This is a genomic window from Micromonospora sp. CNZ296, from assembly GCF_007827635.1.
The window spans coordinates 1-12,156 of the sequence record NZ_VISW01000030.1 but is presented as its reverse complement, the minus strand read 5'-3'; the positions used below and the strand labels follow the sequence as shown (position 1 = coordinate 12,156).

General features: G+C 64.8%; 10 protein-coding genes and 2 pseudogenes. 5 read left to right on the top strand and 7 right to left on the bottom strand.

What is annotated here, in order from left to right:
* The first annotated feature begins 15 nt into the window (after window positions 1–15).
* Window positions 16–792 carry an integrase core domain-containing protein gene (locus FB455_RS31335; protein WP_013285015.1) on the top strand — a complete coding sequence of 259 codons (777 nt, stop codon included), beginning with the start codon at window positions 16–18 and terminating at the stop codon, window positions 790–792.
* A 3-nt stretch (window positions 793–795) separates the two neighbouring features.
* Here FB455_RS31335 and gntD read toward each other — a convergent pair whose 3' ends face one another.
* Genes gntD through FB455_RS31315 form a run of 4 tightly spaced genes read right to left on the bottom strand, consistent with a single transcriptional unit; the run spans window position 796 to window position 4,244 of the window.
* Entirely contained in the window at window positions 796–1,818 is a 1,023-nt protein-coding gene (gene gntD / locus FB455_RS31330; protein ID WP_013285016.1) for a guanitoxin biosynthesis L-enduracididine beta-hydroxylase GntD, read from the bottom strand.
* 36 nt (window positions 1,819–1,854) lie between these two features.
* On the bottom strand, window positions 1,855–2,709 hold the full coding sequence (locus FB455_RS31325) for a thioesterase II family protein (RefSeq protein ID WP_083791314.1): 855 nt from the start codon (window positions 2,707–2,709) through the stop codon (window positions 1,855–1,857).
* Window positions 2,710–2,727: 18 nt separating this feature from the next.
* Window positions 2,728–3,978: an ATP-grasp domain-containing protein gene (locus tag FB455_RS31320; protein ID WP_114919805.1), complete on the bottom strand. Its 1,251-nt coding sequence runs from the start codon at window positions 3,976–3,978 to the stop codon at window positions 2,728–2,730.
* Window positions 3,975–4,244, bottom strand: coding sequence for a hypothetical protein (locus FB455_RS31315; protein ID WP_145755681.1), 270 nt, complete (start codon window positions 4,242–4,244; stop codon window positions 3,975–3,977). The genes FB455_RS31320 and FB455_RS31315 overlap by 4 nt, the downstream gene beginning before the upstream one ends.
* A gap of 1,042 nt (window positions 4,245–5,286) precedes the next feature.
* Between FB455_RS31315 and FB455_RS31310 the strand changes: the two genes are divergently transcribed.
* From FB455_RS31310 to FB455_RS31295, 4 genes are all read left to right on the top strand, one after another.
* Window positions 5,287–6,585, top strand: coding sequence for an MFS transporter (locus tag FB455_RS31310; protein WP_049794821.1), 1,299 nt, complete (start codon window positions 5,287–5,289; stop codon window positions 6,583–6,585).
* A gap of 152 nt (window positions 6,586–6,737) precedes the next feature.
* Window positions 6,738–7,460 (top strand): hypothetical protein, encoded by a 723-nt coding sequence (locus FB455_RS31305; RefSeq protein ID WP_013285020.1) that lies wholly within the window; start codon window positions 6,738–6,740, stop codon window positions 7,458–7,460.
* Complete coding sequence (locus FB455_RS31300) at window positions 7,450–9,435, top strand: non-ribosomal peptide synthetase (protein ID WP_013285021.1); 1,986 nt, start codon at window positions 7,450–7,452, stop codon at window positions 9,433–9,435. The genes FB455_RS31305 and FB455_RS31300 overlap by 11 nt, the downstream gene beginning before the upstream one ends.
* On the top strand, window positions 9,419–10,642 hold the full coding sequence (locus FB455_RS31295) for a cytochrome P450 (protein ID WP_013285022.1): 1,224 nt from the start codon (window positions 9,419–9,421) through the stop codon (window positions 10,640–10,642). The genes FB455_RS31300 and FB455_RS31295 overlap by 17 nt, the downstream gene beginning before the upstream one ends.
* On the opposite strand, the pseudogene FB455_RS34985 reads toward FB455_RS31295, so the two are convergent.
* The 3 genes and pseudogenes from FB455_RS34985 to FB455_RS31280 all read right to left on the bottom strand — a co-directional run.
* Window positions 10,608–10,961: pseudogene (locus tag FB455_RS34985) on the bottom strand (IS701 family transposase); the annotation flags it as partial. The gene FB455_RS31295 and the pseudogene FB455_RS34985 sit on opposite strands and share 35 nt — an antisense overlap.
* 67 nt (window positions 10,962–11,028) lie before the next feature.
* A pseudogene (locus tag FB455_RS31285) lies at window positions 11,029–11,792 on the bottom strand (transposase family protein).
* A 94-nt stretch (window positions 11,793–11,886) separates the two neighbouring features.
* A partial coding sequence (locus tag FB455_RS31280; protein ID WP_145755680.1) for a transposase family protein occupies window positions 11,887–12,156 on the bottom strand: 270 nt, incomplete at its 5' end.

The window sequence follows — 12,156 nt, the reverse complement described above, 5'->3', positions numbered from 1 at the left end:
TCGTATGCTGCTGCCATGTGGAGTGAGTCCGATAACCATGGCTTCGTAAACGAGCAGGACTATCTGCGGTCGCTCAAGAAAGACGACAGCTACACCTTCACGTATCAGTTCGAATACATCGTCAAGAACCACGGGAACGACAACTACGACATCGGCACTGCGAACATGGTTGTCCGCGTCGAGTGGAACAACTCTGAGGCGGGATACACCATCGCCTATGATGTCCCCGAGTTGTACAAGATCGATCCCGCCGAGGGAAACAGTGACGCTGAGGGCTTCTACGAGTCTGACGTGTACTGGCGATTGATGGACGACCTCGGGAGTAAGTTCAGGACGCTGAAGTGCCGGCCGGACTTCCCCGACGGTTTTGGATCCATCCAGGATGCCCGAGCCCACTGCCGGGCCTTTTTCACCTGGTACGACACGATCCACCGGCACTCAGGCATCGGCTGGCACACCCCGAACGACGTCCACACGGCCACGCCGAGCGGGTGCGCGAGGTCCTGGCCGCCGCCTACGCCCGCAACCCCGAGCGGTTCGTACGCGCCATCCCACAACCGCCCGCTCTGCCCGAAGCCGCGCGGAGCAACTAGGCCCAGGAGAACATGGCTCACTCAACGGGTCCTGAACTATTCGCCCCCGAACTGGTTGATATCTTTTGTTCCCCGGCACCCGCCGTGGATATGCGGACCTGATGTTGCAGTTGGTACCGTCTGCCCGGGCCATCTCGACAGGTTCGTCTGGGTATGGCCAGCCCCGCCAAGCGGCAAACCGCTGCTTATCTGCCTGTAGCGTTCAGAACAGCACCCGGTAGCTCGACGGCCCCCGATCGCCCTCGGCCTTCCGCAAGTTACGGCTGACGATCATGCGCTTCAACCATCGGTCGCTGCCGTCATACCGAGAGCGGAACGCTTTTCTCCCGTGCACGGCTCGGTAGTTGTCGACAACCAGGAGGGTCCCACGCTCTACGACAACCGACTGCTGGTGCCGCTTCAGTTCCGCCATAAGAGCGTCGAGCGCCCTCTCAGCTTCCACGTCGCCCTCAGCACAGCGCATGAACGGCCGGTCGATCCGCAGGTACGGATTGAGTCGGTCACCGAAGAGGACTGCGACCGCCTCCGGAGCCCGCTGGAGCTCCAAGGCCCGCGCGAGCGCCGGATGGTCCGGGTGCCGGCGCTGCAACTGCCGCACGTGCTCGTCGTCGGGGAATATGTGGAAGCGTGGCTGTGACAGCACGCTCCGAACCGCGTCGGAAAGCTCCACGTCGCCGATGGAGGCCAAGTACGTCGGGACCTCGTCGTTGTTGCGGACACCAAAGAGCATCAGGTAGTCACAGCGTGCGGGGTGGAAGCCGTCCTCGGTGTGGAACTCCAGTAGCACCTCGCTGCTGTGCCCGTTCTGCCGTCGCTCGTCGCCTCGGATCGGGACGATGTTTTGGATCATGGAAGCGTTCTGCAGGGTCGACCATGTGAACGGATCCCCCAGTGCCAAGCCGCACATCGCGATGAAGATGTCGTGGTTGAGGACCGGGCGGTCGAGAAGTGCCTCCTCCCACGTCGGCGGGGTCAGACCAACCTGGTCCTCCGGCACAGGGAAACCTTTGACCAAGCAAGCCGCGGCCGCCTCTGTCCGGCGAAACCACTCCAGGAACCGGCGTACTCCCTCAGGAAGATGCAGGTGAAGGTCCCAGTGCTTGTCGCAGAAGCGCGGGTCGGTCGGCGGGATCGGCTCGTCGCACAACATGCGCGAGTACCCAACGATCTCATCGATCTCGGCCGACGACAGCGTGTACTGAGCGATCCTGTCCAGGGTCTTCATAGCTTGACTTCATTGCCTTCCGGATCTGGGTGCATTTCAGGGAGGGGGCGGGCACCGGACCACGTGGGGTGGTTGGTCTTCGGAGATCACGCTCGACATGAGTCGCAGCACCGATTCCCTGTACTCATTGATGTAGAAGTGCCCGCCCGTAAACCGGTGGAATGTCGGCGGCCTAGTCGTCAGACTCGACCAAGCCTCGAACCGGTCGATCGAGACAAGGTCGTCGGTGGCATAGAGGACGTGGGTCGCGCAGGCGAGGGGCTCGTCTGGCCGGTAGACGTAAGACTCAACCATCTCGTGGTCGGCCCGCAGGTACGGCAGGACGATCCCGGCCAATTCCTGGTCCTGCAACACTTCGGCGGGCATCCCCCCGTGGCGGCTCGCCACCGTTTCGAGGAATTCGCTGTCGGGCAAATGGTGGATGGGCGCTTCCGGGCGGGCAAGGTGCGGTGCCGGGCAGGCCGAGACCCAAAGCCAATCCGGGCCAGGACGTCCCTGCCGCCTGAGCACGCGGGCCACCTCAAAGGCGACCAACCCACCCATGCTGTGCCCGAACAGCCCGAACGGCGGCACGAAGTCGACCCCGTCGAGGAGGGCTGCCACCATCTCGTCCAGTCGGCGGTACGGCTTCTCCCGCAGGCGAGTGCCACGGCCGGGGTAGCGAACGCCCCAAATCTCGATGTCCTGCCCGGGCGGCGACCAACGACCAAACTCGCTGCCGCTGCCACCGGCATGCGACAGACAGTAGATCCGACTGGCGGCCGCCGGCGTCGATCTGCCGCATACCAGCCACCGCTCGGCACTCGCTAGCCGGCGCGTGCCGACCGACGACACCCCTGGTAGAACCGGCCGGTATCGATTGATCTGAGGCGAACCTTGAGTGTCATCCATCGGGCTGTTCCGTGAAGGTCACCATGCGGCGCCGGGCGAAAAGGTTACGTCCAGGGTTTTGTGGATGTCCCGCCGCAGCCGGGCCAGTGCCGGGTGCCCGTGGATCCGGCCGAATACCGTGCAAAGCTGGCTCACCGAGCCGTCGCGCCAGTCGACGATCGATCCCGGACGGGCAACGGCGACCACACGGTCGATCCCCTCGAGGGCGCGGACTGCATCGAGCCCTCCGATCGATTCGACCCTCACCCTCTCCAGCGGGGATAGGACGCTCATCTCGAAGACCACCTCCTCCGACTTGTCGGGACAGTCGGGCTGCGGTCGGTAGTTGAGTGCGATCTGAAGGGCGATGGTGATCGGGTTCAGCGCGCCTGCCTTGCGGACAATGTCGGCGGTGCCGCCGCCCAAGCGGCCGTTGATCTCGATGATCCGCGGACCCGTCGCGGTGAACTTGACCTCCGTGTGGGTTACCCCGTCGCGCACGCCGACCGCGGTGAGCGCAGCCGCGACCAGGCTTCGGACCTGTTGGCGGGCAGGCTCGTCGAGGGTGGACGGGAAGAAGTCGCCCGTCTCACGAAACGGCTCGGCCAGCGGAAACTTTCCGAGGGTGACGATGTGCTGATGGTCGCCATCGAAACTGGCGTACTCCACCGAGACGTGGTCACCCCACCCTTCGCCCGTCCACCGCCGGTCGCCCACCAGCAGCTCCTCGACGACGAAGTCCTCTGAGAGGTCGATGGAGCGGGCGAGGTTATGCCAGTCCTCGGCGGAGTCGAGACGAAAGGTATCCCGGCTGTGCGTGCCAGTTGACGGCTTCAGCACGGCCGGGAAGCCGATCTCATCGAGCGCGGCGGTGGCCTCCTCCACGGAGCGGACGAGACGAAACGCCAGGCCGTCCACGCCGGCGCTGGCGAGGGCCTCCCGCTGCAGCGACTTGCGGGTCAGCCGGTCCAGGGTGGCGAGATCGTGGCCGCGCAGGGAGAGCCGCTCTCCGAGCTGGCAGGTCAGTCGTAGCGCGTACTCGCTGAAGGTAACAATGCCGGCCGGCCGTCGCTCACGCAGCATATCGGCGAGCTCGTCCACGGTACGGCCAGTGGCGTCGAGACCGTCGGCGAGTTCCCGGATGAACTCTACGCCGGGTGCCGCCTCAGGTCGGCTGCGGTCGTACAGGAAGAGAACATCGCAGGTGCCAGCGGCCGCCGACAGGATTTCCAGTGGCGTCGCCGCGCCGATGTCGTACACGACGACAACCGTCGGCAGCACGTCCGTCATGCCACTACCTCCCGGCCGCCGGACAGCTTCGCGGTCAAATTGTCCCCTGTCAGCGGCAGCAGCGAGTCCTGCACGTGATGCACGGCAAGTAAGTGCGTGTGCGTAGAGAGCGGGTCGCCAGTTGGTGAGACATCGTCGAGCACGAACCTGACAATGCCGAAACGCCTGAATGTGGCAGGGGGAAATGACTGAATTGAATGAACGCAATCAGCCACGTTCAACTTGGCGACGATGCGATCCCCCGCATGCTTCAATTCTGTCTCCATAACTTGTTCCCCGTTACAGCGACGTCCTCGTCGATCACTCGCCCATCTGCTGCTGCATGACTGAGGACAGTGCTAGCGAGCGAACATAGCCGGTACCTGCTGCGTCGTCAACCACCAACCATCAGCGGCGGAGAGGGGTCTTATCGTCCTAAGTCGGGCTGAGAGCACCAGGCGTACGAAGTGGACAAATGAACCTCTATGTGTCCTCTCTAGTCCATACGAGTGGTTGACAGGCGGTGGGGGTGTCCGTAGGTTGATGCGCCGAACAGGCCAGAAGGCAAGCGGGGGTTTCCATGGCTATGTCCAGGCGCGCCGGTCATGCGGAGGAGGATTCGTCAAATTCTCCCACCGGTGATCGCATTTCAATTCGGTTTCCTCGTGCCAGTGCTCGAATCACCGGCGTCCGCCGCGTCCTCGTCGGTGTCGAAAGCTGCGCCGCCTCGAGGCATGGCATCGACCACTATGGGTAGGTCAACCGCCATCCAGGCCAACTGAAACCCTTCCGTGCGATTACATCGGAAAGTAGCACTAAGACCATGGCCGTGCTCGATGTGAATACCTGCAAGGCGGGTGTGGAGTTGGCCGAGACCGTTGTTGCCATAGAGGACAACTGCGGGCAACTGTTCGCGCTCGGCCAGCCTGGCTTGCCGGCTTCGGCCGGGGCACCACGGCACGACATTGGGGTGCGTGCCCGTCACCACGTCACGGGTGCCAAGGCTGGGCCAGGCCGCGTTGTAGTACCCCCAATCGGCCAGCCAAACGCTGATGTTCGGCAGGCGTTCGACGCCCCTGGGGAGACCGGGGTGCAGTTGGGCCCGTAAGCATCCCCCCCCGGCAATGCCGCAGCCTCTGTATAGCGGCCACAGGCTCGGGATCCACAGCGGTCTGGATGACGAAAGGGACCGCCCGTCCCGTTCGCCAGGACACGCTAAGACCCATCATTTTCCATGGCACCGGGGCGGTCAGGCGAAGATGCCCGACAGCTCGTCGAGAGGAATGTCTGATGTCAGCCTCCATCAGGGAGTCTGTCCTACCGCTAGGAGTGCGGGACTACCGCAACCTTTTCTTCGCGAACATGGCTTCATTCCTCGGTGACCAGGTCGTTCCGGTAGCACTCGCCTTCGCGGTACTGCAGGTCACCGGCTCCGCCTCCGCCCTGGGAATCGTCCTCCTGTCGCGGACGGTGCCCATGGCGCTGTTCGTCCTGACCGGCGGCGTATGGGCTGACCGACTGCCCCGTCAGCTGATCATGGTCGGCTCCGACGCGGTGCGATTCGTCAGCCAGGGCATCTTCGCGGCGCTCATCTTCGCCAACCATGCGCCCATGTGGGCCATGGTGGTCCTCCAAGCCGTTCACGGCACGGCGACCGCCTTTTACCGGCCAGCGTCGAGTGGCCTGTTAGCACAGGTGCTGCCCCGGGAGCTGCGTCAGCGGGGTGTCGGCCTTATGTACTCGATGGCAGGCCTGACCCACGTGGCCGGCCCGGCGATCGCCGGTGTACTCCTCGCGGTAACCAGTCCCGCATGGGCACTTGCCATCGATGCAGCGTCGTTCGCGGTCAGTGCTTTCCTGCTCACTCGTGTCAGTCCCGCAGAGCGAGGGCCTGCGAAGGAGCGCCAGAGCTTCGTGCGGGACCTGGCGGAGGGCTGGAACGAGGTAATCTCCCGGTCATGGCTGCGTTCCTGGATCCTGAACTTCGCGCTGTTCCAGTTCGCGCTTCTCGCCGTCTTCTGGGTGCTCGGCCCAGTCGTCGCTAAGACCTCCCTGGGTGGCGGGACCGCGTGGGCGATCATGTCGGCCTCCGTGGGTATGGGGTCGCTCCTGGGCAGTCTCGTCGCGGTGCGGTGGCATCCAAAGCGGCCACTGGTCGCGGTCGGCGGGTCGCTGCTGCTTTCACCGGCCGTGCTGCTGGGGCTCGCGGCGCCGGCACCGGTCTATGCCCTCGCTGGCATGTCGTTCCTCTTTGGTGCCGTGATAGCCTTCGCCGACGCGATTTGGGAAAGCGTGATGCAGAACCACGTGCCCGAACGTGTGCTATCGCGGGTCATCGCCTACGACTATCTCGGCTCCACCGTCCTGCGGCCCATCGGGCTGGCCGTCGTTGGTTCGGTCGCGGCGACGATCACCACGCAGGTTACGCTCGTCGGTGCCTCGGTCCTCTATCTGGCCGTGACGCTGGCCGCGCTCGCCATGCCGATCACCTGGACGCTTTCCTCGCACGCCCCATTGCAGCCAGAGGAGGCGATGGCGTCGGCCGATCTTGTAGAGACGCAGCCGCATGTTGGCCCCGTAAGCGGCACGAGCCACGCGGCGCCGGCATTGGGGGAGAGAGGAAGATGACGGGGACCGCTGTCGTCAGACCTTCCACTCTTGGCATATTTCGAGGGATTGCATTGATTAATGAGGCATGGACACCCGGCGCCAGTGATGGCGCGGGAGGGACTGGCAGAATTCTCGTCCTCGACTACACCGGGCGGCGGCCGGAGGCGCCCGTGTCGGCGCTGGACCTCGAGTCGCACGGGCACATGGTGCACTACATGCTGAGCCCACCGTTTCCGCGGCAGTTTTCCGCTGGCGCTTACGCCATGGAGCTGCTGGGCCGGCAGGGCGACGTTGACGGCGTGCGGGCGGTGCTGGCGTACTGTATGGCGGCTCCCATCGCACAGGAGTTGGCGGCCTATGTTTACGCCATCACCGGCCGCGCATTGCCGCTGATACTCTTCGACGGCGAACCTGCCCGGGCACCTGCGGTCCAGGAGCAATACGAGATGGCGCTCCATAAGCTGAGAGAGTTTCTCTCCGTGGACGAGGCGGGGTGGACCCCGACGTCGATGTTCGACGAAGTGGCCGTGCGCGAGCGGCCGGAGGCAGTGCTCCGGTCAATGCACGCGGGACTGCTGGGTGTCGGTGAGCAGGCGGCGACCTACTCTCCCGGCGACGCCGCTGCCACAATGGCCGATGCCGAGGCCATCGCTGACTTCTACCTCGACTGGCTGGGCCACCTCGTGGCGGCACATAACACCTCGTGGCCGGCCTGGGGTGGACCGGCGTACCAGATTGTTTCCCGAGGGCACGAGCACGCGTCGGAATGGCCGGGTGCCACGCGAACTCTAACCGTCGCCATCGACGCGTCGCGCAACGACCTGCTTCGCCACGCCAGCACCGCAGAAGCCGTGCTCTCGATCCTCGTCAAGGAGGCCGAGCATGCAGCCTGAGGCCGCGAGCTGGGAACGCAGCGGAATGGCATTCCAGGTGGTGCGTTGGACGAACGGGCAGTTGAGTATCTGGCCGGTGGATCGGGAACTGCCCGCCGATTGGACGCCGACTGGTCACCAGGGAACGTATGCGACGTGCCTCAAACAGGCGGAGGCGCTGGGGTCGACCTCGGCCGAGCCTGTCGCCGAATGCATGGATTCCTCCACCTGCGATCACCCCAACCTGCTGACGTTGTTCGCCGACAGCGTTGCGCGTCACGGCGGCCGCCCGGCCGTGTCCGACGCCGTCCGCTCCCTCACGTACGTCCAACTGGACCAGGCGTCGGACGCGATGGCGGCGGCCCTGGTGGGCCGAGGCGTTCAGCGCGAGGACCGCGTGGCTGTATTCCTCCCCCGGGGCGTCGACGTGATCATCGCGCTGCTGGCCACGCTCAAGGCCGGCGGTGCATACGTCCCGATCGACGCCCGTTTGCCGGACTCGCGACGTGATCTCATGATCAAAAACAGCGGAGCGCGGCTCGTAATCACGACGCCCGGCCCACAGGACGGCCTCGCCGGACTGGAGGCGATAGCGCCGCTACCGCCGGATCTGACGGGCGAGAGTCCTGACCACTTGCCCGCTACTTCGGTGATGGGTTGCCAGGCCGCCTGCGTCCTCTTCACCTCGGGATCCTCGGGAACGCCAAAGGCCATCGTCCTGGAGCACCGCAATCTCGCATATTTCGCTGTAAATCCGGCGCTGCCCCAAATCCTTCCACAGGATCGGGTGGGACACGTGTCGAGTCTGTCGTTCGACGCGTTCAACTTCGAGGTCTGGTGCTCTTTGGCAGCGGGGGCGGAAATCGTCGTACTGCCCACCATGCCTGACCTGATCGGAGGAGATCTGCAACGCGAACTGCGCCGTCAACGGATCACCGCGATGCTGGTGCCCACCATGGCGGTCAACCATGTTGTACGCGAGGACCGGGAATCCTTCTCGACGTTGCGCCTCCTGCACACTGGCGGCGACGTTATCCTGCCCTCTGCGTGCCGTGACCTGCTGAGCAGCTCCTTTCGTGGTCACTTCCACAATCTGTATGGGCCAACCGAGGGCACGACCGCCTGCACCTCGTACCGGGTCAAGACCGTGCTGCCGGACGACACCAGCGTGCCCATCGGCGCTCCTTTGGCGGATGCACAGATCTACGTACTGGATCAGAACCGCTATCCGGTTGCCGATGGGAGGACCGGTGAGCTGTTCGTGGGAGGATCGGGGGTGGCCCGAGGATACCTCGGCCAGCCACGGCTCACCGCGGCCAGCTTCCTTCCGAATCCTTTCCACCCCGGCCGTATGTACGCGACGGGTGACTTGGCGCGGCGGCGTGAGGACGGGCAGCTAGAGTTCCTGGGCCGAATCGACGATCAAGTCAAGGTGCGGGGCTACCGCGTCGAGCCGAGGGAGGTGGAACGAACTCTCGCCCGCCTCGGCGGGGTGTTGGAGGTGGCGGTGGTCGCAATCGGGGAGGGCGACGGCAAGCATCTCGTGGCGCTCGTAGCGGGAGAGGAGAAGATGTCGCTGCGGAAGCTGCGCGAACATGCTACTGAGACTATGCCCGAGTACATGGTCCCCAGCGCCTTCGCCGTCGTCCCGAAGATCCCGGCGAACGATCACGGCAAGCGGGACACCCGGCAACTGGCGGACCTGGCGCGCAAGGAACTCGACCGGCGCCGAGACACCGTGCCACCGCGAGACGCGGTGGAATCTTACCTTGCCAAGCTTTGGGAGGAGTTGCTCGATGTCGAGCAGGTTGGGGTCCATGACGACTTCTTCGCGCTCGGTGGGAACTCGCTCCTGGCGTTCCGCGTCCGCCGCCGGGTCATCAATGACACCGGCGCGCCGCTCGATATGCAGGACGTCCTGAGTACGACGGTGCTCGCTGACCTCGCGACAATCGTTCGCAAGCGAAAGGCCTCTTCGGGTGACCATCACTTCTGAATCGGTGACGCTGACGGATGTCGATGTATTCGCCCGTGGGCAGCACCACGCAATGTTCGACCTGCTGAGAGAACACGACCCGGTCCACTGGCACGGATTGCCTGACGGGGGTGGCTTCTGGGCGCTGACCCGGTATGCCGAGGTGTCCGCGAGCTACCTGGACCACGCCACCTTTTTGTCGTCCGGCGGGGCCATGCTAGGCGGCTCCTACCGCAGTGAAGCGGACACGGCGGCGGGCCGGATGCTGGTCTCGACTGACCCGCCGCGGCACCGTCTGCTGCGCCAGCAGATGCACCGCGCGTTCTCCTCCGAGATGGTCGCCCGAGTCGCCCGACAGGTCGAGAGCCTCGTGGAAGCAGCCGTCGACCGCGCGATCGCGGATGGGGGCTGCGACTTCGCGACCGACATCGGGCCGGAGCTGCCGGCCGGGGCGCTTATGGTCATGATGGACATCGGCCACCAAGACGCACGCGCGCTGATCGACATGACCAGACGCATGGTCGGTTACCGGGACCCGGGCTACGTCGATCAGACCGGCGACGAGCGCCTGCGACTCGCCGCAATCCAGATGGAGATCTTCGAGTTCTTCGATGAGCTGCTCGCCTCCCGGCGAGGGCGACCCGGGCCGGACGTTATCAGCATCCTGGCCGCCGCCGAGCTAAACGGTCGCCGTTTGTCAGAGGAGGAGGTGCTCTACAACTGCATGAACGTCGCGGTTGGGGGCAATGAGACAACCTCGCACACCGCCTCGTCCGGCCTGGTCGCATTGGCCGAGCACCCTGAGCAGTATCAACGTTTGTCGGACGACGCTCATTTGTTGGACGCCGCGATCAATGAGATCCTGAGGTGGAGTTCCACAAACGCGTACGTGCTACGAATCGCTGGCCGGGACACCGAACTGGCCGGCCGCACCATCCGACGGGGGGACCCGGTCACGCTGTGGAACGTGTCCGCCAACCGTGATTCGGAGCAGTTTCCCGACCCGCACCGTTTCGATGTTGCCCGTACACCGAACAAGCATCTGTCGTACGGCAACGGCATCCACCGATGTATCGGTGCCATGCTGGGTCATGTGGAACTGTCGATTCTCTTCAAGACACTGATCGACAACCGGATCGAGTGGGAAATAGATGGGAAGTTGGAACGGATGCGCTCCAACTTCATCCTCGGCATTAACCACCTACCCGTCCGGATGCGTCGCTTGTAGTGCTGAGGGCGACGTGGTGGTGCCAGCCGATCCAGGAGCGGCTTTCGAAGTGGTCGAAGCCCGAGGGCGGCCTCCAGCTCGCGGTAGTCGTGCTGGACGCGTCAGCGGCTTCTGACCGGGGCGGACCAGTTCGGTCAGTGGCGTCTCGGCGGGCAGGTCGGACAGTCAGTAGTCGGTGGGTTCGTGCTGGCCGGGGGGCTATTACAGGAGCAGCCAGCATTCGGGCAGGACCACGTCGCCGCGTCGGATGGTCCGGCCGGCGGGACCGCATCCGCAGAGCGAAGAGGTGCCCGGACAGCTCACTGGCAGGCCGGTCCGGGCGGGGTCGGGTGCAGACAACCGAGCAACTGGATGGAGGGGTTGCCTGCGGCCTGGACGGGCGGTCACTAGCTCAGAGCGACGTGGTGCAGGTGAGCGACGCCGAGATAGACAGCAGTCAATGTATGGGCGGAGTGGCGATGGCCGCGTAGGACCTTCCAGTTCTTTTCTGGCCAAGGCGCGTTCGATCTGCGCTTGGACGGTGCGATGCTGCATTAAGTCTTCTTTCCACGGCGGTAGCGGCCCGCCGCCGTGGGGGCTCGCGGTACGGGATCACCTCCGGGTTGCCGCAGTAGACGCCGTCGGCCACGAGGGCCGTCCGGCACATTTCTGATAGGTGCCTGAGGTGCGGTAGGCGATAGCGCCGTTTCAGTTGCCGGGTTATGGGTCGCCGATGGCGATGACCGGGTCGGGTGCTGGCGTCGATGGCGACCTGCAGGTTCGCCGAGTGCTGGTAATTCTTGCTCGCTGCGGCGAGGCGGTGGTCCCGGGTCGGGATCAGGGTGCAGTCGACGATGGCGATCTGGCTGACCGGCCGCTGGCGGACCAGGGTGAGGGCCAGCAGGGGTCCGAGGGTGTCGATGATCCGTGGGCGGCGGAGTGCGACACCCCAAGACAGCGCCACGATCTGGCGCATGGTCAGCTTGCTGCGCCAGTAGGCGGCTACCAGCAGCACCCGATCGGCCAAGTCGAGGGCCCGCTGTCGGCCCGGCCGGCCCTCGGCGATCGATTCCCCGCCACGCTCGGCGACCAGCCGGACCAGTCGGCGGAACTGGGCAGGCCGCAACCCGGTGAACAAAAAGATCCACTCGGGGCGGGCTGTGGAGATCACCTGCGCTCAGGCATCGCCAACGATCGTCCTCAGCGGACTGAGGACCGTGCCACGAGACGTTTCTTAAAACCGGAATCGAAACATTGAGCCATTTTCATCCTGCGTGGCGGTCGGCTTCGACGTGGTGCAGGACGAGGATGGCCTGCACGATCGCGGTCGCTCGGTGTGGGCAGCAGCGCAGCTTGACCAGGATCTTCCAGGTCTTGAGGGTGGCGATCGCGCGTTCGCCGCGGGCGCGGATCTTCGCGTGGGCCCGGTTGACGGCCTTTTGCCGGCGTGACAGCTTCGGCCGGAAGCGGCGCCGCTTGAACGGGGTGCGCACGCTGCCGGGGGCGCCTTGATAGCCCTTGTCCGCGAAGGTCAT

Excerpts from the sequence above, each read along its gene's own strand:
- FB455_RS31335 (WP_013285015.1), top strand. The coding sequence starts at position 16 with ATGTGGAGTGAGTCCGATAACCATGGCTTCGTAAACGAGCAGGACTAT.
- gntD (WP_013285016.1), bottom strand. The coding sequence starts at position 1,818 with ATGAAGACCCTGGACAGGATCGCTCAGTACACGCTGTCGTCGGCCGAG.
- FB455_RS31325 (WP_083791314.1), bottom strand. The coding sequence starts at position 2,709 with ATGGATGACACTCAAGGTTCGCCTCAGATCAATCGATACCGGCCGGTT.
- FB455_RS31320 (WP_114919805.1), bottom strand. The coding sequence starts at position 3,978 with ATGACGGACGTGCTGCCGACGGTTGTCGTCGTGTACGACATCGGCGCG.
- FB455_RS31315 (WP_145755681.1), bottom strand. The coding sequence starts at position 4,244 with ATGGAGACAGAATTGAAGCATGCGGGGGATCGCATCGTCGCCAAGTTG.
- FB455_RS31300 (WP_013285021.1), top strand. The coding sequence starts at position 7,450 with ATGCAGCCTGAGGCCGCGAGCTGGGAACGCAGCGGAATGGCATTCCAG.